The sequence below is a fragment of the Rhizobium herbae genome (genome assembly GCF_017873135.1).
Classification (GTDB): domain Bacteria; phylum Pseudomonadota; class Alphaproteobacteria; order Rhizobiales; family Rhizobiaceae; genus Pararhizobium; species Pararhizobium herbae.
Genome location: NZ_JAGGJV010000003.1, coordinates 425,907 through 445,707 on the forward strand (window position 1 = coordinate 425,907; position 19,801 = coordinate 445,707).

Sequence of the window (19,801 nt, forward strand, 5' to 3'; positions counted from 1 at the left end):
TCCATTCCCATTGCGGCCTTCAGTGAACGCCGAGAAACTGTTTCAGCTCCGGCGTCTGCGGGTTGGAAAACACCTCGCCCGGCGGCCCGATCTCGTGAACGCGGCCCTGGTGCATGAAGACAACGCGCGAGCAGACGTCGCGGGCAAACTTCATCTCATGCGTCACCATCAGCAGCGTCATGCCTTCGGCGGCCAGCTCGCGCACGACGGCCAGCACCTCCGCCACCAGTTCCGGATCGAGCGCCGAAGTGATCTCGTCGCAAAGCAGTGCGATCGGCTCCATGGCCAGCGCCCGGGCGATCGCCACGCGCTGCTGCTGGCCGCCGGACAGTTCGTCCGGATAGGCATCGAACTTGTGGCCAAGGCCGACACGGTCGAGCATCTTGCGTGCCATGGCTTCCGCGGTCTTGGCCGCGGTTTTCTTGACCACCGTCTGCGACAGGATGACGTTGCCGCCGACCGTCAGGTGCGGGAAGAGATTGAACTGCTGGAAGATCATGCCCACCTTCAGCCGTAGCGTCTTCAGATGCAGCTGATCGTCGAGCAGCTGGGCGCCGGCAACCGAAATCGACCCGCCACTGATCATTTCCAACCCGTTGATGCAGCGCAGCAGCGTCGATTTTCCCGATCCGCTCTTGCCGATGATGGCAATCACTTCGCCGGGCTCGACGTCGAGATTGATGCCTTTCAGCACCTCGTTGGGTCCGAAGCTCTTGCGGACTTCAGTGATTTCGATGAGCGACATTGAGCTTCCTTTCAAGAATCTGGCTGCTCTTCGACAGGGGCCAGCAGAGCGCGAAATAGATGAGGGCGACGAGGCCGTAGACCGTGAACGGCTGGAACGTGGCATTGGTGACGACGGTGCCGGCTTTCGACAGTTCGACGAAACCGATGATCGAGGTCAGGGCCGTGCCCTTGATGACCTGCACCGAGAACCCGACCGTTGGCGGAATGGCGATCCTCATCGCCTGTGGCAGGATGACGTAGCGCATCTGCTGGAGCCGGCCCATGCCGAGACTTGCGGAGGCTTCCCATTGTCCCTTGGCGATCGCTTCGACACATCCGCGCCAGATTTCGGCCAGAAAGGACGCTGCCCAGAGAATGAGCGCCACGCCCGCCGCAAGCCAGGCCGGCACAGCGATGCCGAAGAGACCGAGGCCGAAGAAGGCGATGAAAAGCTGCATCAGGAGCGGTGTCCCCTGGAACAGTTCGATGTAGCACCGCGCAAAGACGCGCACCGCCTTGCGGGCGCTGATCCGCGCGAACAGCAGCAGCAGGCCGACGGCACCGCCGCCGACGAAGGACACCAGCGAAAGGACGATCGTCCAGCGCGTCGCCAAAAGCAGGTTTCGAAGGATATCCCACAGGGTGAATTCGGTCATCGTGCCGCCCTCCTTGGGAATATGAAGCTGCCGATCACGGCGAGTGCCTGCCGGAGCAGGATTGCCAGGATGAGATAGATCGCTGTGGAGACCATGTAGGCTTCGAAGGCGCGGAAAGTGCGCGACTGGATGAAATTGGCCGCAAATGTCAGGTCTTCGGCGGCGATCTGCGAAACGACCGAGGAACCGAGCATGACGATGACCACCTGGGAGGACAGGGCCGGCCAGATCCGCTGCAGCGATGGCACCAAAACGACGTGGCGGAAGGTTTCGAACGGCGTCATCGCAAGACTGGCTCCGGCTTCGAACTGGCCCTTCGCTGTCGACTGGATCCCCGCCCGGATGATCTCGCAGCTATAGGCGCCGAGATTGACGACCATGGCAATGTTAGCCGCCTGCAATTCACCGAGCTGCAGACCCAGCGACGGCAGGCCGAAGAAGATGAAGAACAACTGGATCAGGAACGGCGTGTTGCGGATCAGCTCGACATAGGTCGCGACGATCGGCTTCAGCCAGGCTGGCCCCAGCGCCCGGGCCCAGGCGCAGGCAATGCCAAGCGCGATGCCAAGCACGGCACCGATCAGGATCAGCTGCAGCGTGATCCCGATGCCCTTGACGATCTCCGGATAATACTGAGCCAGCCAGTTGAATTCGAAATGGTAACTCAAGACGGTTTTCCCTCTCTTCAGACCAATGATGACTGTGTCGTCCCGCCTTGGTTGCGGGACGACAGGTCGCGAAGGCCGATGATCAGAGATCGGCGGGGAGGTCTGTGCCCAGCCATTTCTGCGCGATACCGTTCAATGTGCCGTCCGTCTTGGCGGCAGTGATGACCGCGTTGACTTTTTCCAGCAATGCCGGCTCGTTCTTGTTGAGGCCGATGTAGCAGGGAGAGTTCTTGATCAGGAATTTCAGTTCCGGGCGCTTCGGCGGGTTCTTGGCGAGGATAGCCGCCGCGACGACGTTGCCGGTGGCGACAAGCTCCACCTGGCCGGACAGGAAGGCGGAGATCGTGCCGTTGTTGTCCTCATAGCGCTTGATGGTCAGGTCGGCTGGCGCGATCTTTGTCAGTTCCAGATCCTCGACGGCGCCGCGGGTCACGCCGACGATCTTGCCGGAGAGGTCCTCGACCTTGGCAACCGCCACGTCGGCCGGTGCGAAAACGCCGTTGAAGAACGGCGCATAGGCGGCGGTGAAATCGATCACCGCTTCCCGCTCGGCATTCTTGCCAAGGCTGGAGATGACCAGATCGACCTTGTTGGTCTGCAGATAGGGGATGCGGTTGGCGCTGGTGACGGGAACGAGTTCCGTCTTCACGCCGAGCTTTTCGGCAATGAGATTGGCCATGTCGATGTCATAGCCCATCGGCGCCATGTCGGTGCCAACGCTGCCGAACGGCGGGAAATCCTGCGGCACCGCCACGCGCAGCGTGCCACGCGCAGTGATGTCGCTCAAGGCGTCGGCATGCGATACCGAGGCAAGGCCAAGCGTGCCGACAAAGAGCGCGGCGGCGACAAGTAGCTTGTTTGCAAACATTCTGGTCATTCTCCTTTTGTGGTGGTGGACTTGGTTTTCGTGCCGCCATCGGAGGACGGGACGCTCCTGGGAGGAAGGGAAAGGGAGCTGCGAAGCTCCGAAAGCGGATCGGGGCGCTGCGTCAGATCCAGCCCCGTTTCCACCTCGTCGAGATGCTCGATCGACAGTTCGGCCGCTTTTGCAAAATCGCCGTCTTCCATCGCTTCCGCGATCCGGCAATGGCCGAGATGCGACTGGAGGGCGTGAAAGTCGGATTGATACAGCATCGAGATGAGGATGGTCCGTGCGGTCAGATCGCGCAGGATTTCGATGAGGACCGGATTGCCGGCCAGCTCGGCGATGCGGATATGAAAATCGCCCATCAGGCAGGTCAGGCGCTGGCGGTCACCGGCATCCATGGCTGCCTTTTCTTCTGCCAGATGCCCGCGGATCGCCGCTCGACCCTCATCACTCAAGGCCCGCATGCTGCGCAGAAGACCGGCTTCGATAACACGCCGCGCGCCATAGACCATCATAGCCTCTTCCGCCGAGGGCTCGACGACGAACCAGCCGCGGCGCGGGCTGACATGGACGATGCAGCGCGTCTCCAGGCGCATCATCGCTTCGCGAACACGGGTGCGGGAAACGCCGAAAAGGCCGGCAAGCTGGTTTTCGCTGAGCCGGGTACCGGGCCTGATCCGGGCGTTGAGTATCCCGGAAACGATGGCATCTTCGATGGTGTCCCGCGGGGTGATCGTGGTTGGGCTATCTTGCATACAAGCAAGGACAGCAAGACTTGTGCCAACTTTAAAAAATCAGGTTTTCAGGATACTTGCATTTTCATCTGCACGATATTTGACCGAATACACACGGCAGGATGGTTTTTTAGGCATGATTCTTTCGCCCGGGTTTTCGGTCCCTACCGCGCAAGCGACGGGCTGGCTGATGGAAAATTCTCATATGGTCGCAATTGCCCCACAGGTCGGCAATGCCGTGATATTGTCTTTCCAAAGAGAAGAAACCATCTCCCAGGCAGTGAACATTCTTGAAAACCGGCGCTTTAGAAGGCTTTGCGGCACAAACTTGACGATATTCTTTGACCTGCGTGGCAGGCGCCTATATCGATGGCGCAAATCCCGAGGGTGCAATTCCCACAGGCAAAGACACAGAACAGATGGCAGTGCGATGAAATTTCTCGACGAAACAAAAGTCTATATCCGGTCCGGCGACGGCGGTGCTGGCGCTGTGTCGTTCCGGCGCGAGAAATTCATCGAGTTCGGCGGTCCGGACGGCGGCGACGGCGGCCGTGGCGGCGATGTCTGGGTGGAAGCCGTCAATGGTCTCAACACGCTGATCGACTTCCGTTTCCAGCAGCATTTCAAGGGCGGCACCGGCGTCCATGGCATGGGCCGCAACCGCACCGGCGCCGGCGGCGCCGATGTGACGCTGAAAGTCCCTGTCGGCACCCAGATCTTCGAGGAAGATTCAGAAACGCTGATCGTCGACATGATCACCGAGGGCCAGCGCTTCCGTTTGGCCGCCGGCGGCAATGGCGGCTTCGGCAACACGCATTTCAAGTCCTCCACCAACCAGGCGCCGAACTGGGCCAATCCCGGCCTTGAAGGCGAGGAAAAGACCATCTGGCTGCGGCTGAAGCTGATCGCCGATGCCGGCCTCGTCGGCCTGCCCAATGCCGGCAAGTCGACTTTCCTGGCAACGGTCACGCGCGCACGCCCGAAGATCGCCAACTATCCCTTCACGACACTGCACCCGAACCTCGGCGTCGCCACGATCGACGGCCGCGAGTTCATCCTTGCCGATATTCCCGGCCTGATCGAGGGCGCCCATGATGGCGTTGGCCTCGGAGACCGGTTCCTTGGCCATGTCGAGCGCACCCGTGTGCTGCTGCACCTCGTTTCCGCGCAGGAAGAGGACGTGGGGAAAGCCTACAAGACCGTGAAGCACGAGCTTGAAGCCTATGGCGGCGAATTGCTCGGCAAGCCGGAAATCGTCGCGCTGTCGCAGATCGACGTTCTCGATCCGACGGAGCTGAAGAAGAAGCAGAAGGCACTGGCGAAAGCCAGCGGCCAGACGCCGCTGCTGCTGTCGGCAATCGTCGGTACCGGCATGACCGAGACGCTGCGTGGCCTGCGCGACATCATCGTCGCTGCCCAGACCTACACGGGCGAAGAAGACTGACATGACGGCCACACGCAAACCGCTGGAAAAATACCGCCGGATTGTGATCAAGATCGGCTCTGCCCTGCTTGTGGATCGCAAGACCGGCCTGAAGAAGCAGTGGCTGAACGCCATGTGCGCCGATATCGCAGCCCTTCGGGCAAAGGGCGTCGACGTTCTCGTCGTGTCCTCCGGCGCCATTGCGCTTGGCCGCTCGGTGCTTGATCTGGCTCCCGGCGCGCTGAAGCTCGAGGAAAGCCAGGCGGCCGCGGCCGTCGGCCAGATCGCCCTGGCCCGCGCCTGGTCGGAGAGCCTGTCGACCGGCGAGATCGTCGCCGGCCAGATCCTTTTGACGCTGGGGGACACCGAAGAGCGCCGCCGCTACCTCAACGCCCGCGCCACGATCAGCCAGCTTCTGAAAATGGGCGCCGTGCCGATCATCAACGAAAACGACACGGTCGCCACCACCGAAATCCGCTATGGCGACAACGACCGTCTGGCCGCCCGCGTCGCTACCATGACCGGCGCCGATCTTCTCGTCCTGCTTTCCGATATCGACGGACTTTACACAGCTCCGCCGCATCTCGATCCCGATGCCCGTTTTCTCGAAAGCATCGCGGAAATTACCCCGGAGATCGAGGCAATGGCTGGCGGTGCCGCGTCCGAACTGTCGCGCGGCGGCATGCGCACCAAGATCGATGCCGGCAAGATCGCCACCGGCGCCGGTTGCGCCATGATTATCGCGTCGGGAAAAGTCGATCATCCGCTGGCGGCCATCGCAGAAGGTGCGCGCTCCTCGTGGTTTGCACCGTCGGGTTCACCGGTCACAGCGCGAAAAACATGGATTGCCGGGCAATTGTTGCCAGCCGGAAACTTGGCCATTGATGCCGGTGCCGAAAGTGCCCTTCGCTCAGGCAAGAGCCTTCTTCCGGCCGGTGTGCGTCAGGTGACCGGCTCCTTCAGCCGTGGCGATACGATTGCCATCATTGGCGCCGAAGGTCGCGAAATTGCCCGTGGACTTGCCGGTTACGACGCCGACGAAGCCCGCCAGATCGCCGGCAAGAAATCGGCGGAAATCGCTGTTATTCTCGGTTATGCCGGACGCGCCGCCATGGTGCATCGGGATGACATGGTCATGACGGCGCCCGCAAAACGGGATACGGATGCGGTGAGGAGCGATGCCCATGCTTGACGACGTGAGAAAGAAAGAGATCCAGGAACTGATGGCGGTGATCGGCAAGCAGGCCCGCGCCGCCAGCCGGCCGCTTGCCACCGCGTCTGCCGAGCGCAAGCATGCAGCCCTTGTCAGCATGGCAAGCGCCATCGTGGCGCGCAAGGACGAGATCCTTGCCGCCAATGCGCTCGATCTTGAAAACGCCAGCGAAACAGGCGTCGCCGCGTCCTTCCTCGACCGGCTGACCCTGTCGGAAAACCGCGTCCTCGATATGGCCAACGCCATCCGTGCGATTGCCGAACTGCCGGATCCCGTCGGCGATATCATCGCCGAATGGGATCGCCCCAACGGCCTGCACATCGAACGCGTCCGCACGCCGCTCGGCGTCATCGGCGTCATCTATGAAAGCCGGCCGAATGTGACGGCGGATGCCGGCGCGCTCTGCCTCAAGGCGGGCAACGCCGTGATCCTGCGCGGCGGCTCGGACAGCCTGCATTCATCGCAGGCTATCCATGACTGCCTTGTGCAGGGGCTGAAGGATGCCGGACTTCCAGAGCATGCGATCCAGATGGTTCCGGTTGCCGACCGCTCCGCCGTCGGCGCCATGCTGACAGGCCTTGGCGGCTCGATCGACGTCATCGTTCCGCGCGGCGGCAAGAGCCTGGTCGCCCGCGTCCAGAACGAGGCACGCGTACCGGTCTTTGCCCATCTCGAAGGCCTTTGCCACGTCTATGTCGATGCGTCGGCCGATCTGGACATGGCAAAGAAGATTATCGTCAACGCCAAGATGCGGCGCACCGGCGTCTGCGGTTCGGCCGAGACGCTGTTGATAGATCGCAAGGTCGCCAATACATTTGTAGTGCCGTTGATTTCGGCTTTGCATGATGCGGGCTGCGAGGTCCGCGCCAGCGAGGATATCCGCGCCATTGTGCCGGGACTGATCGCGGCGACGGAGGAGGACTGGGCGACGGAGTATCTCGACGCGATCATATCGGTGACGCTGGTCGACGGCATTGCCGGTGCCATCGACCATATCGATACCTGGTCATCGTCCCATACCGAAGCAGTCATTGCCGAAGATCCCGCTGTCGTCGAACGCTTCTTCGCCGAAGTCGATTCCGCCATCCTGCTGCACAACGCCTCGACACAGTTTGCCGATGGCGGCGAATTCGGCATGGGCGGCGAGATCGGCATTGCGACCGGCAAGATGCATGCGCGCGGCCCTGTCGGCGTCGAGCAGCTGACCTCGTTCAAATACAGGGTGCGCGGCACCGGTCAGGTCCGGCCGTAAGGTGCATCCGGGCGACGTCGATCCGTTCTACCTGAAAATGCCCCATGTCGAAAGCGGCATGACGGTCGGATTGTTCGGCGGCTCGTTCAATCCGCCACATGACGGTCATGTGCTGGTTGCCGATATCGCCCTGCGGCGGCTCGGCCTCGATCAGCTCTGGTGGATGGTCACCCCCGGCAATCCGCTGAAGAGCCGCAATCACCTTGCTCCGCTTGCTGAACGAATTGCGCTTAGCGAGGCGATCGCCGGCGATCCGCGCATCAAGGTGACGGCCTTCGAGCAATCGCTCGGACAAAGCTATACGGCGCGCACGCTGGAAAAAATCCGGAAGAGGAATCGTGACATCCGCTTCGTCTGGATCATGGGCGCCGACAACCTGCAGAACTTTCATCAATGGCAGGACTGGCAGAAGATCGCCGGCACCTTCCCGATCGCCGTCATCGACCGCCCGGGCGCCACGCTCTCCTATCTCTCCTCGAAGATGGCAAAGACCTTCGACTACGCGCGGATCGACGAGGACCGCGCCGCGGCACTCGCCTTCCGCAAGGCGCCTGCCTGGACCTTCATTCACGGGCCGCGTTCGCCGCTGAGCTCGACGGCGCTGCGGGCAAAATCATGAGTGCACACAGGCACTGATTAACCGTCATTTACTTCTGGTGTCTTGAAACGTTAAGGCATTGATGACTACATTTAGGGTGCGGCTCGACCGACATTCGAATCGCACCATGCCTGTTCTGTTCACCTGGAAAGGAAAAACCCTGACAACAGTACAAGCCAAGGGAAATGTCACACGCATCTTCCCTAAAAGCCCGGAACGCAGCGACGAAGCCGCTGCCCGCGCTCTTCAACTGGTTCTCGGCAGTCTCGAGGACTCGAAGGCAGAAGATATTGTCACCATCAACATTGCCGGCAAATCGGCGCTGGGAGACTACATGGTCGTTGTCTCCGGGCGGTCGAACAGGCATGTCATGGCGATCGCCGATCACCTGATCACCGACCTCAAGGATGGTGGCCAGGGCAATGCCCGCGTCGAAGGTCTGGAGACCGGCGACTGGGTGCTGATCGACGGCGGCGATATCATCGTCCACGTGTTCCGCCCGGAAATCCGCGAGTTCTATAACATCGAAAAGATGTGGGCCGCGCCGGACATGGAAGACGGCACCTTGCACTGAGCGTCCGGCGTCCTTTATCGGACGTGTGAACGGCGGTGACACATTTGGATCCTGCAATGGTCGTGCAGATGACCTTGTTCGGTTGCGGCCCGTTGCAGAATGAAGTCCGGCACCAGCGCTCCGCTGGACGGGAAGGAATGTGCCTCTCGCCCGCTGACGGGGCAACGCCGTCACGGACGTGACAAAAAACCGAGGAAATGACATGCGGGTTGGCCTCTTTGCCGTCGGGCGCCTCAAGGCCGGCCCGGAAAAGGATCTTGCGGCCCGCTATCTCGACCGCTTTTCCAAGGCAGGTCCCGCGATCGGCCTCGAACTGTCGCGCGTGACCGAAGTCCCCGAAAGCCGCGCCTCGAGCGCCGATACGCGCAAACGCGAAGAAGCGGGCCAACTCGAAAAATCCCTGCCCGACGCCAGCCTGCTCGTCCTGCTCGACGAACGCGGCAAGGCGCTTGATTCCGAAGGTTTTGCCGCCCTCATCGGTTCCTTCCGCGACAGCGGCAAGCGCGACCTGATGATTGCCATCGGCGGCGCCGACGGGCTCGACCCCGCCCTTCACGGCAAGGCGGATGCCGTCATCTGCCTGGGCAAGATGACCTGGCCGCATCAGCTGGTGCGCATCCTGATCGCCGAACAGCTTTACCGCGCCGTCACCATCCTTTCCGGCCACCCCTATCATCGGGTTTGAAAGGACGCCGATGCGCCGCCATCCCGATGCCGCAATTGCCGGAGATGGCTGTTGGCGACAGTGGCCAAATCAGCGTAGGGTTTTGATTAAACACACGGCTGACAGCGAATGGCGGAATGACAACAGGCGCAGCAAAGCGGAAAAGCGGAGAGAAGCCGGCAAACACCGGGCGGCTCTTCTTCCGTGCGGGCCTGTTGGCCGCCGCGCTTGTTCTTGCCACAGACGTCGCAGCGCAGACTGTGGAGACGGAAGATCAAAATCCGCAGGGCGCCGCTGAACAGGTGCCGGCCCAGGCGGATCCCGCTGCCGATCTCGCCTTGAAGCGTGACAGCACCCGCAGCGAACTGGAAGCTCTGTCGAAGACCATCACCCTGTCGAACGACCGCGCGGCGCAATTGCAGGCCAGCATCGACGACCTCGAAAAGACCAGTGAATCACTGCGGACGGCGATCGTCGGTTCGGCCGACAAGCGCAAGGCGCTGGAACAGCAGATCCTCGACGGCGAAGACAAGCTGACGACGCTGCGGACCAAGGAAGACGCCGTTCATCAATCGCTGCGGGCGCGGCGCGGCGTGCTCGCCGAAGTGCTGGCAGCCTTGCAGCGGATGGGACGCAACCCGCCGCCGGCACTGCTTGTAACGCCGGAGGATGCGCTGGCTTCCGTGCGCAGTGCCATTCTTCTCGGCGCAGTCGTCCCCGGCATCCGCCACGAGACCGAAAACCTGGCCGCGGACCTCAAGGCGCTTGCCGGCGTTCGCAGGGACATCACCGCCCAGAAACAGGCGCTTGGCGACGACATGACGGCGCGGCTTGAGGAAGAGCGGCGCATGAACATGCTGATCGCCGAAAAACAGAAACTGAAACAGCGCAGCGCCACCGAACTCGCATCCGAGCGCCGCAAGGCAGAACAGCTTGCCGCGCAGGCGACCAGCCTCGAGGGCCTGATCGGTTCGATCGAGACGCAGATCGCCTCGGCCCGCGATGCGGCCGCGGCCGCCAGGGCCGAAGAGGAAAACCGCAGGCTGATGTCGGAGGCGCAACGCGCCGAAGCCCGAGAACTGGCAAACAGCGCGACGCCCGACAAAAACCGTATTGCGCCTGCATATGCGTTTTCGGACCTGCAGAAAAAGCTGGCGTTTCCGGTTGCCGGATCGATCCTGCGCCGGTACGGCGATGCCGATGGCACGGGGCATTCGCTTCAGGGCATGATGCTTGAAACCAGCGCGGGCGCGCTGGTGACGGCGCCATCGGATGGCTGGATCGTCTTTGCCGGAACATTTCGCAGTTACGGCCAGATGATCATCCTCAATCCGGGCGATGGCTATCACGTCGTGATGTCCGGATTGGAAGGCGTTACGGTGCAGCAGGGGCAGTTCGTCGTCGCGGGCGAGCCGCTGGGCACCATGGGTCACAAAAGAGTGGCCAGCGCGACAGCATTGGCGCTGGAAACAGAGCGTCCAACGCTTTACATTGAATTCAGGAAAGACGGAAAACCGGTTGATTCCCGACCATGGTGGACCGCAGCAGACACCGGAAAGGCACGCAATGATTCGTAGGGCTTCACTTGTTCTGGTCGGGGCACTCATGGGTGCGACCGCCATGGGCATCGTTTATTCGTCCGTCGTCCCGGCCGTCGCGGCCAACCCGTCGACATATCGCGAACTGTCGATCTTCGGAGACGTTTTCGAACGCGTGCGGGCGCAATATGTGACGCCGCCGCAGGATGACAAGCTGATCGAGAACGCCATCAACGGCATGCTCTCCTCGCTCGATCCGCATTCGAGCTACATGAATTCGACCGATGCCGAAGACATGCGCACCCAGACCAAGGGTGAATTCGGCGGCCTCGGCATTGAAGTCACCATGGAAGACGATCTGGTCAAGGTGACAAGCCCGATCGACGATACGCCGGCTGCAAAGGCAGGCGTTCTTGCCGGCGACTTCATTTCCAAGATCGACGGCCAGGACGTGCGTGGCCTCAAGCTTGAAGAAGCCGTCGACAAGATGCGCGGCGCCGTCGGCAAGCCGATCAAGCTGACCATCCTGCGCAAGGGCGCCGAAAAGCCGATCGAACTGACGATCGTCCGTGACATCATCGCCGTTCGCGCCGTCAAGTTCCACACCGAAGGCGACGTCGGCTATGTCCGGGTGATTTCCTTCACGGAAAAGACCTATGACGATCTGAAAAACGCGATCGAAAAGATCCAGGCCCAGATTCCGGCCGACAAGCTGAAGGGCTATGTGCTCGACCTTCGCCTCAACCCGGGCGGTCTGCTCGACCAGGCGATCAACGTCTCCGACGCCTTCCTGGAGCGTGGCGAAGTGGTTTCGACCCGCGGCCGCAATCCCGACGAAACACGCCGCTTCAACGCCACTCCGGGCGACCTGACCGGCGGCAAGCCGGTGATCGTGCTCGTCAACGGCGGCTCGGCTTCGGCCTCCGAAATCGTCGCCGGCGCATTGCAGGACCTGAAGCGCGCAACCGTCCTCGGCACGCGCTCCTTCGGTAAGGGCTCGGTACAGACCATCATCCCGCTCGGCGAAGCCGGCGCGCTGCGTCTGACCACCGCGCTCTATTACACACCATCCGGCAAGTCGATCCAGGGTACCGGCATCTCGCCGGATATCAAGGTCGAACAGCCGCTACCGCCGGAACTGCTCGGCAAGGTCGAAACGACGAGCGAATCCAGCCTGCGTGGTCATATCAAGGGCCAGAACGAAAATGACGAAGGTTCCGGCTCCGTTGCCTACGTGCCGCCGGAAGCCAAGGACGACCTGCAGCTGAACTACGCGCTTGATCTGCTGCGCGGCAAGAAGACCGATCCGGCCTTCCCCGCCAACCCGGAAAAAGCCGAGTTGAAGCCGTAAACATCCGCTCAAAAGGCGGATCGCATGACGACACTCGCCGCCTGGCTCCGGCCGGGCGGCGGTTTCGATTCTTGAAGGGATGCCTTAGCCAGGCTTCCACCCTCGCAACTCAGATCGACAGAGGCCCTCTTGGGAACAGATCTCAACGCTCCTCTTGGTCAGAACCGCAAGACGCACTCCTCCAACACTTGGAAATCGGGTCTGACGTTCGGCCGCCTGTCGCTCGGCATCGGCGTGTTCGCCCTGATCGGCATTTCCGTCTGGACCGTTCTGAAGCCGACAGGCCTGATCGGCGAGCCGAAGCCGGAAACCCAAGTGGCGGCGGAAACTTCGAAACCCGATGAAAAGACGGCGGACGGCGGCAAGCTCAAGCAGCAGCAGGCAAGCGGCGCCCTCTCCGGTGCCCATGTCGAGGAAACGCTGACGAATGACGGCTCCGTCGTTACCAAATTCTCCCCCAAGCAGCGCGACGGCGATGGCCCCGCCTTCATCCAGGTCGGCCGGACGAAGGGCCAGGACCCGCGTCTGGCGGCGTTCCCCAACGATGCCCTTTTGGAGGATAGCCCCGAGGGACGCCTGCCGATCACCGGCCCGGATGGCCTGCGGCCGATGGATCAATATGCGCGGCCCTGGTCCGGCGCCCGCGGCATCCGCATCGCGCTGGTGGTCGGCGGTCTCGGCCTCAGCCAGACGGGAACGCAGAACGCGCTGCGCCAGCTGTCCCCCGATGTGACGATGGCCTTTGCCGCGACCGGCAACAGCCTGCAGCGGTGGATGCAGGAAGCCCGCCGCACTGGCCACGAAATCCTGCTGCAGGTACCCTTCGAGCCGTTCGATTACCCGGATAACGATCCTGGTCCGCACACGCTGCGCGTCGGGCTGGACGCCAAGAAGAACCTGTCGGAGCTGCATTATTCACTCGCGCAGATCACCAACTATACCGGCATCATGAATTTCCTCGGCGGCCGTTTTCTCTCCGATGCCGACGCACTGGAGCCGGTGATGCGCGATGTCGGCCGGCGCGGGCTGCTGTTCCTCGACGATGCGACATCGGCGCAATCGCTGACAGGCACGCTCGCCGACACGATCGGCGTGCCGCACGGGTTTGCCGATATGGTCGTCGACAGCCAGATCGACCGTACGGCGATCCTGAAGAAACTCGACGAACTCGAGCGCATCGCCCGGCGCAACGGCAGCGCCATCGGCGTCGCCTCGGCTTTTGACGAAAGCGTCGGCGCCATCTCCCAATGGATGGACGAGGCCGGCTCCCGCGGCATCGAATTCGTCGGCGTCTCCGCCCTCGTCAAGGATCCGCAACAGCAATAGCGTAGCAATATATTCGGATGACGCGGGCAACCTTATCGTTCCGGCGTCAAGACACGATCAGCAGGGGGCAGGCGCATGAGCAAGAACAAGTCGAAACCGGTAAAGGCGGACGATCTTCCCTATCGCCCCTGTGTCGGCATCATGGTGCTGAACAGGCAAGGCCTCGTCTGGGCCGGACGGCGCATTCCGATCGGCAATTCCGAATATGACGGCTCCGCCCAGCTCTGGCAGATGCCGCAGGGCGGCGTCGACAAGGGCGAGGACCCGCTGAAGGCTGCCTATCGCGAGCTTTATGAAGAAACCGGCATGACCACCGTCTCGCTGCTGGCCGAAGCCCCCGACTGGATCAACTACGACCTGCCCGCCCATCTGATCGGCATCGGGCTGAAGGGCAAGTATCGCGGCCAGACGCAACGTTGGTTCGCCTTCCGCTTCGAAGGCGACGAATCCGAAATCGCCATCAACCCGCCGCCCGGCGCCCATGAGCCGGAATTCGACGAATGGGCCTGGAAGCCGATGCGGGAACTGCCGGAATTGATCGTGGCGTTCAAGCGCGGGGTGTATGAAGAGGTCGTGGCGGCATTCGGGCATCTGGCGGGGTAGGGGGACTGGATCATCTTACGTTTCGGGGCCTGGCCCTTTTCCACTGTTGCTGCAGGCCTATCAAATCAACCTTGTGGGCGAGAATTCAATTGGCAGAGAAATGCCGCGATGTTTGTGTATCGGCGCTGATCAGCTTCTGTGCCGTGGTCGCATTGAGCGACTTGCGGCAAGGGTCACTGAGGACATGCTAAAAAGTTCATGAACGATCATTGAACGAACATTGTACGATTGCTGAATTGGTGCAGCGCATTACGTCTTTTGGCGGATGGCAGCGGCTGTGGTGACGCATGCCCCAAATTGAATCGGGTGTCTCGTGGCTATAGGCGGCGCTTCTTGTCGTTTGCCAGGCCGCGTCATCGTGAGCCAAGCATCAACATCAAACGACACTAGGACGGCTCGCTGGATTGACCACCTATCGTACCGTCTTACAATCCGCCGTTGGCGTTTAGTCTGAAATCTTCGGCCCTGCGCCTCGAAATAATCTTGAGCGAACGATCGGGCTGTATTTGGTAAGTCTCGCTCCAATAATTTCCGCGCTGATCGTGGAATGTGTGACTGAACGTGCTGCCGGCAGGCGACTTCGTCAGCTTGGTGCGCGGCTGGCCGCCATAGGTAATGCTGCCGGGGATCGGGTCGAGCTGCACTGTTGTGCACGAGACAAGTACAAGCGCTACCGCTACGAAAACTGCAGATTTCATCGCAAGTCTCCTTTGATCATATGTGGTTATTTTATACTCCACGAATAAAAGAACATCATCATGAAAACGATTCTGAACTTCCAGATGCGGTTACTTTCGATTGCTATTCTGTCGTGCCTTCGGGCGCAGCCTGGATGCCCACGGTCGCACACGCAAAAACGCCCACCCCGAACCCCGGAGCGGGCATCTTCTCAATCCATCAGCTCACCCTCAGATGAAGCTGAAATCGCCCGTCGATAGCGACTTGACGTTCTGCAGGATGGCAACGAGTTCGAGGTCGGCATCCGTCCCCTTGCCGTCGGCATCGAACCAGAGGCGGCCGTTGTCGCTTTCGAACAGGAAGGTTCCCTTGCTGCCGGTCGCCACCGGATCGGCCCCGACGACGAGCGTCACGGTGGTATCGCCTGCGGCAATGCCGTAGTCGCTCCTGTCGATCACCAGCTTGTCCTGACCGCGGGTGAAGTCGGTGATGACGTCGCCCTCGCCGTCGCGGCCACCGAGGTCGAAGACGAACTTGTCGTTGCCCTTGCCGCCCGTCAGCCAGTCGTCGCCGGCCCCGCCGACAAGCGTGTCGTTGCCGTCGCGGCCATCAAGGACGTCGTCGGAGCCATTGCCGTAGAAGGTGTTGGCATTGGCATCGCCGCGGATGTCGTCGTCATTGTAGCTGCCCTGGACAATCTCGACATTCTTGACCGTCAGGCCGAGCGCAAGCCCCTTGTTGTTGCTCTGGGTCATCAGATCGAGCACGACCGAGGTGGCGCCTTCGCTGAAGGACAGGGTATCGGTGCCGGAGCCGCCGTCAAAGACATCCTTGCCGACCGCATCCGTGCGGGTGAGCGTGTCGTTGCCGGCATCGCCGGAGAGCCGGTCGCTTCCGGCGCCGTCCTTCAGCGTGTCGTTGCCGCTGCCGCCCTTCAGCACATCATTGCCGGCCCGTCCGTCGAGATTGTCGTCGAGGCCGCCGCCGGTGACCGTATCCTTGCCCTTGCCGCCGATATAGTCGAGCGCCTCGAACGCCTTGAACGACGTCGCCGCGTCGACATCAACCGTGCCGTTGGAGAAGGTGAAGGCGATATCCTTCGTCTGCTCCGAGACGTTGAGGCTGACCCGGTCCGTGCCCCCGCCGCCGTCCGAGCGGTCGCCGATCCCCGTATAGACCAGATCGTTGCCGTCCTCGGCATAGATCACATCCTTGCCGCCGGTGAGCGTGAGGCCGTCGCCGTAGATCGTATCGTTGCCGGTGCCGCCCCTCAGCGTGTCGTTGCCGAGATCGCCGGAAATATAGTCGTTACCGGCACCGCCGGTGAGCGTGTCATTGCCGGTGCCGCCACGCAGGTCGTCACTGAGGCCGCCGCCGGTGAAGACGTCGTTGCCGCTGCCGCCGACAAGCGCCACCCGCTCGACATTCTTGACCGTTACCGGCGCATTGGTGGCCGTCACGTTTGCCGACAGCTTGAAGGTGATGCCTGCCGTATACTTGCTGAAGTCGATGGAGGCGAAGTCCGTTCCCGTGCCACCGTCAAGCGTGAGTTTGCCGGTCGAGGCGGTGCGGTAGAAGCTGTCGTCTCCGGTGCCGAGATCGACGGTGTTGTGGCCGACGGCACCGCCGCTATAGGCATCGCCAACCCTGACGGTATCGGCGCCATCGCCGGACTTGATGACATTGGTGCCGCCATTGTCAGTGATCCAGTCCGCGCCGGCGCCGGATGTCAGCGTATCATTGCCGTTGCCGCCATCCAGCTCGTCGGAACCATTGGTGCCGATCAGCGTGTCGTTGCCGTCATAACCGTAGAAGGTGACGCTTTCAGCCGATCCCACCGATTTGACGATATCGTTGCCCTTTCCGAAGGACACGGAGTAGTGCTCGAAGTTCTTCAGGCTGGTGCCGTCCGTCAGCGTCGCGGTGGTGCCGCTGACGGAGAATGTCTGGCTTGCCGTCAGCGAGCGCCGGTCGACGGAGACACTGTCGGTGCCGGCGCCGCCATCACCGGTGTCCGCGCCGCCGTCGCCGAACTTGACGGTGTCGTTGCCAGTGCCGCCATAGATCGTGTCCTTGCCGAGGCCGCCATCGAGCTTGTCGTCGCCGCCAGCGCCATTGACCCAGTCGTTGCCTTCTCCCGATTCGACCTCGTCGTTACCGGTGCCGGTGGTGATCTTGTTGGCGCCGGTGCCGGTGGCGTAGATCGTGTAGTGATCCATGCCGGTGAAGGTCGTGCCGCCCGTCAGCGTATTGACCTCCGTCGCGGCCTTGGCGGTGAAATTTCCGGAGAAATTGCGCAGGATCAGGCGATCGCTGCCGCTGGCGTCGGTGATGGTGTCTTTGCCCTCGCCGTAATAATAGCTGATGGTGTCGTTGCCGCTGCCAGCCTCGATGATGTCGTCGCCGGCACCGCCGTCGATCGTATCATTGCCCGAATCGCCCTTGAGCGTGTCGTTGCCGGCATCGCCCGCAAGGGAATCATCGCCGGTACCGCCGGAAAGATAGTCTGCACCATCGCCGCCGGAGAGCGTATCGGTGTCGGTGCCACCATAGAGCTTGTCATTGCCGGCGCCGCCGTAGAGAAGGTCAAACCCCTGATCGCCATAGAGGACGTCGTTGCCAGCGTCCCCTGTCAGATAGTCGATGCCATAACCGCCCCGCAAGACATCGTTGCCGGCCCCTCCCATCAGCATGTCGAAACCACGGCCGCCCGAAAGCGTGTCATTGCCCGCACCGCCGGTCAGGAAGTCGGAATAGTTGCCGCCAGTGATGGTATCGTCAAATGTGCTGCCGGTGATCGAGAACGATTCGACATTGGTCGCCTGGATGCCGCCTGTCAGCGTCTGCGGCGCGATCCAGTCCTTGATCGTGATATTGAGCTTGGCAGCCGAGGCCGAATAATCGACCGTGAGCCGGTCCGTGCCGGAACCGCCATTGGCGACATCGCCGGCGGCCGTTGCCAGCGTTCCGGCCATGATGTTGTCCCGGCCGCTGCCGCCGTTGAGCTTGTCCTTGCCCACATCGCCGTCAAGCGTGTCATCCCCGCTATTGCCGTTCAGGGTGTCGTCGCCGGCCTCGCCGAGGATATAGTCGCCCTGGAACGATCCATTTACGATATCATTGCCGTCGCCGGCAAAGATGAAGTCCCGGCCCATGCCGCCATTGACCTTGTCAAGGCCGGCCAACGCGGTGATGTAGTCGTCGAGATCGCTGCCCGCCAATGTGTCATTGCCGGTCGTTCCTATAATATCTGCCATTCTGGTCTCCTGATTGATATCTGAAAGGCGCACTTATCCCGTCGTCGCACCGCACGCGGTCGATCCCGAAATATTATTCAGTCGGCTGGATTGAGAATCCCCCCGGAAGGGTGCGTATTATATTCTAATATTCTATAATACTAATTCTGACGTTGCTTCATGTCTCTCTCCCAATAGACAACACCTCCGAACGTTTGCTTCAGCAGATCTATCGCTGCTTCGTATCTTCGTCCAGACACCGGAAGATATATCCAGTGGCACATGGCCTGTTGTGTTCCCACAGGAACAGACAATGCTCCGGGTGCGGCGGCCGACAGAGCCTGCCGAATCCTGACGGAAATTCGCAATGAGGCACACGGAAAGGCTTGGCTGGGCAGTCGAAGCGACGGATCGGGCTGATCTGAGCCACCCCACCGGCAGTCTTCATGGACTGGCTGAGACGCCGTCAGTCCATTAAACACGGGGGGCATACGGGCCGGAAGTTGTCATTTGTCCACCGGACTGGCCGTTTGGAAGTGCCGCCCGGACAGCATGGCGGCGCACGCTCAACGTTCCGCCACATCTTTTGCCGTTGCACAATGTGGTTTCCACCGCACAAAAATGCCCGCCTCGGAAACCGGGGCGGGCATTTTTGAAGAGACAGCGTTATTCGGCTTCGTTTGCCGGGGCTGCGTTGAGCTGGCCGTATTTCTCGGCGCCGATCTTGTTGAACAGATCGAGCTGGGTCTCGAGGAAGTCGATATGGCTTTCCTCGTCTGCCAGAAGCTCTTCGAACAGCTTCATCGAGACGTAATCACCCAGATCGTGACAGATTTCGCGGGATTTCTTGTAGGCCGCGCGGGCATCGTATTCACCGGCCAGGTCGGCTTCCAGGACTTCCTTGACATTCTGACCGATGCGAAGCGGCGCGAGCGTCTGGAGGTTCGGATGGCCTTCGAGGAAGATGATGCGCTCGATCAGCCGATCGGCATGGTGCATCTCCTCGATCGATTCGGCACGCTCCTTCTTGGCGAGAAGCGTATACCCCCAATCGTCGAGAAGGCGATAATGAACCCAATACTGGTTGACTGCACCGAGTTCGAGGAAAAGGGCTTCGTTAAGCCGCTCGATGACTTTTATGTCGCCTTTCAAGATCCGCTCTCCTGTTTTCTTCATGGAATTGTTTGAGGCGGGTCATGAAATCAAATATCTGGTCATCCGTCGAGTGGCGACCGGCATGATACTGCTCGGTCGTGCGGATGATGATATCGACGACATTGGGGAAACAGCCGCAGCAACGGCCGCGCTTTTCCATCGCATGATAGACTTTCGCGGGCACGATCAGCTGCCAACAGTCCTCATCGAGCATCTCGATGATGGTGTCCTGTATGTCCTTATCGGTGATGAAATTGCAGCTACAAACCAGCATTTCTTCTGTCCGTGATACGCAATGCACTGAATTCTATTCATAAAGCAAAAGCGGACATTTAGTGTCAACAAAAAAAGTCGCGGCAAGATTTCCGGGTAAATTTTAGATCGATTCTAAACTTGATAAAATCCGTCGTATTTTCATTGGCTTATTGTCACTGGACGTTTCCCGATTGAGCCATTTCGCGCCCATCAATATTTTTTGAATTTTCGCAAAATCATACAATTATTATTACAGATCCGATAAAGCCTGAAAGCTGGCGTT

19 protein-coding genes are annotated in these 19,801 nt (G+C 60.9%); 10 read left to right on the forward strand and 9 right to left on the reverse strand.

All coding sequences use genetic code 11. The annotated features are described in order from the left end of the window. Positions 1-19: 19 nt before the first annotated feature. From J2Z75_RS10805 to J2Z75_RS10825, 5 genes are all read right to left on the reverse strand, one after another. Complete coding sequence (locus J2Z75_RS10805; protein ID WP_209851752.1) at positions 20-745, reverse strand: amino acid ABC transporter ATP-binding protein; 726 nt, start codon at positions 743-745, stop codon at positions 20-22. Further along, a complete protein-coding gene (locus tag J2Z75_RS10810) occupies positions 723-1,382 on the reverse strand; it encodes an amino acid ABC transporter permease (protein ID WP_209851755.1) in 660 nt (219 codons plus the stop codon). The genes J2Z75_RS10805 and J2Z75_RS10810 overlap by 23 nt, the downstream gene beginning before the upstream one ends. Further along, the gene (locus tag J2Z75_RS10815; RefSeq protein ID WP_209851759.1) at positions 1,379-2,050 is read right to left on the reverse strand and encodes an amino acid ABC transporter permease; all 672 of its coding nucleotides are present in this window, start codon (positions 2,048-2,050) and stop codon (positions 1,379-1,381) included. Before J2Z75_RS10815 ends, J2Z75_RS10810 begins: the two co-directional genes overlap by 4 nt. 82 nt (positions 2,051-2,132) lie before the next feature. Continuing rightward, on the reverse strand, positions 2,133-2,918 hold the full coding sequence (locus tag J2Z75_RS10820; RefSeq protein WP_209851762.1) for a transporter substrate-binding domain-containing protein: 786 nt from the start codon (positions 2,916-2,918) through the stop codon (positions 2,133-2,135). 5 nt (positions 2,919-2,923) lie between these two features. Then, positions 2,924-3,673, reverse strand: coding sequence for a GntR family transcriptional regulator (locus tag J2Z75_RS10825; protein ID WP_209851765.1), 750 nt, complete (start codon positions 3,671-3,673; stop codon positions 2,924-2,926). Positions 3,674-4,082: 409 nt separating this feature from the next. Between J2Z75_RS10825 and obgE the strand changes: the two genes are divergently transcribed. From obgE to J2Z75_RS10875, 10 genes are all read left to right on the forward strand, one after another. Then, positions 4,083-5,096 carry a GTPase ObgE gene (gene obgE / locus J2Z75_RS10830; protein ID WP_209851767.1) on the forward strand — a complete coding sequence of 338 codons (1,014 nt, stop codon included), beginning with the start codon at positions 4,083-4,085 and terminating at the stop codon, positions 5,094-5,096. Between the two features lies 1 nt (position 5,097). Further along, positions 5,098-6,267 carry a glutamate 5-kinase gene (proB, locus tag J2Z75_RS10835; RefSeq protein ID WP_209851770.1) on the forward strand — a complete coding sequence of 390 codons (1,170 nt, stop codon included), beginning with the start codon at positions 5,098-5,100 and terminating at the stop codon, positions 6,265-6,267. Next, complete coding sequence (locus tag J2Z75_RS10840; RefSeq protein WP_209851773.1) at positions 6,260-7,540, forward strand: glutamate-5-semialdehyde dehydrogenase; 1,281 nt, start codon at positions 6,260-6,262, stop codon at positions 7,538-7,540. Before proB ends, J2Z75_RS10840 begins: the two co-directional genes overlap by 8 nt. 37 nt (positions 7,541-7,577) lie before the next feature. Further along, on the forward strand, positions 7,578-8,159 hold the full coding sequence (locus J2Z75_RS10845) for a nicotinate-nucleotide adenylyltransferase (RefSeq protein WP_209852229.1): 582 nt from the start codon (positions 7,578-7,580) through the stop codon (positions 8,157-8,159). Between the two features lie 106 nt (positions 8,160-8,265). Further along, positions 8,266-8,712 carry a ribosome silencing factor gene (gene rsfS / locus J2Z75_RS10850; RefSeq protein ID WP_407692755.1) on the forward strand — a complete coding sequence of 149 codons (447 nt, stop codon included), beginning with the start codon at positions 8,266-8,268 and terminating at the stop codon, positions 8,710-8,712. Positions 8,713-8,914: 202 nt separating this feature from the next. Continuing rightward, positions 8,915-9,397: a 23S rRNA (pseudouridine(1915)-N(3))-methyltransferase RlmH gene (gene rlmH, locus J2Z75_RS10855; protein WP_209851790.1), complete on the forward strand. Its 483-nt coding sequence runs from the start codon at positions 8,915-8,917 to the stop codon at positions 9,395-9,397. 116 nt (positions 9,398-9,513) lie between these two features. Then, positions 9,514-10,953 (forward strand): murein hydrolase activator EnvC family protein, encoded by a 1,440-nt coding sequence (locus J2Z75_RS10860; RefSeq protein ID WP_209851803.1) that lies wholly within the window; start codon positions 9,514-9,516, stop codon positions 10,951-10,953. After that, complete coding sequence (locus J2Z75_RS10865) at positions 10,943-12,265, forward strand: S41 family peptidase (protein WP_209851805.1); 1,323 nt, start codon at positions 10,943-10,945, stop codon at positions 12,263-12,265. Before J2Z75_RS10860 ends, J2Z75_RS10865 begins: the two co-directional genes overlap by 11 nt. A 129-nt stretch (positions 12,266-12,394) precedes the next feature. After that, complete coding sequence (locus tag J2Z75_RS10870) at positions 12,395-13,591, forward strand: divergent polysaccharide deacetylase family protein (RefSeq protein WP_209851808.1); 1,197 nt, start codon at positions 12,395-12,397, stop codon at positions 13,589-13,591. Between the two features lie 75 nt (positions 13,592-13,666). Further along, the gene (locus tag J2Z75_RS10875; RefSeq protein ID WP_209851811.1) at positions 13,667-14,194 is read left to right on the forward strand and encodes an RNA pyrophosphohydrolase; all 528 of its coding nucleotides are present in this window, start codon (positions 13,667-13,669) and stop codon (positions 14,192-14,194) included. Positions 14,195-14,619: 425 nt separating this feature from the next. Here the strand turns inward: J2Z75_RS10875 and J2Z75_RS10880 are convergent, their stop codons facing one another. The 4 genes from J2Z75_RS10880 to J2Z75_RS10895 all read right to left on the reverse strand — a co-directional run bounded on the left by J2Z75_RS10880 (position 14,620) and on the right by J2Z75_RS10895 (position 19,537). Then, the gene (locus J2Z75_RS10880) at positions 14,620-14,892 is read right to left on the reverse strand and encodes a hypothetical protein (RefSeq protein WP_209851813.1); all 273 of its coding nucleotides are present in this window, start codon (positions 14,890-14,892) and stop codon (positions 14,620-14,622) included. Between the two features lie 210 nt (positions 14,893-15,102). Continuing rightward, the gene (locus J2Z75_RS10885; RefSeq protein WP_209851817.1) at positions 15,103-18,129 is read right to left on the reverse strand and encodes a calcium-binding protein; all 3,027 of its coding nucleotides are present in this window, start codon (positions 18,127-18,129) and stop codon (positions 15,103-15,105) included. 645 nt (positions 18,130-18,774) lie between these two features. Beyond that, the gene (gene bfr / locus J2Z75_RS10890; protein ID WP_209851821.1) at positions 18,775-19,260 is read right to left on the reverse strand and encodes a bacterioferritin; all 486 of its coding nucleotides are present in this window, start codon (positions 19,258-19,260) and stop codon (positions 18,775-18,777) included. After that, positions 19,226-19,537, reverse strand: coding sequence for a (2Fe-2S)-binding protein (locus J2Z75_RS10895; RefSeq protein ID WP_209851824.1), 312 nt, complete (start codon positions 19,535-19,537; stop codon positions 19,226-19,228). The genes bfr and J2Z75_RS10895 overlap by 35 nt, the downstream gene beginning before the upstream one ends. Positions 19,538-19,801: the final 264 nt, after the last annotated feature.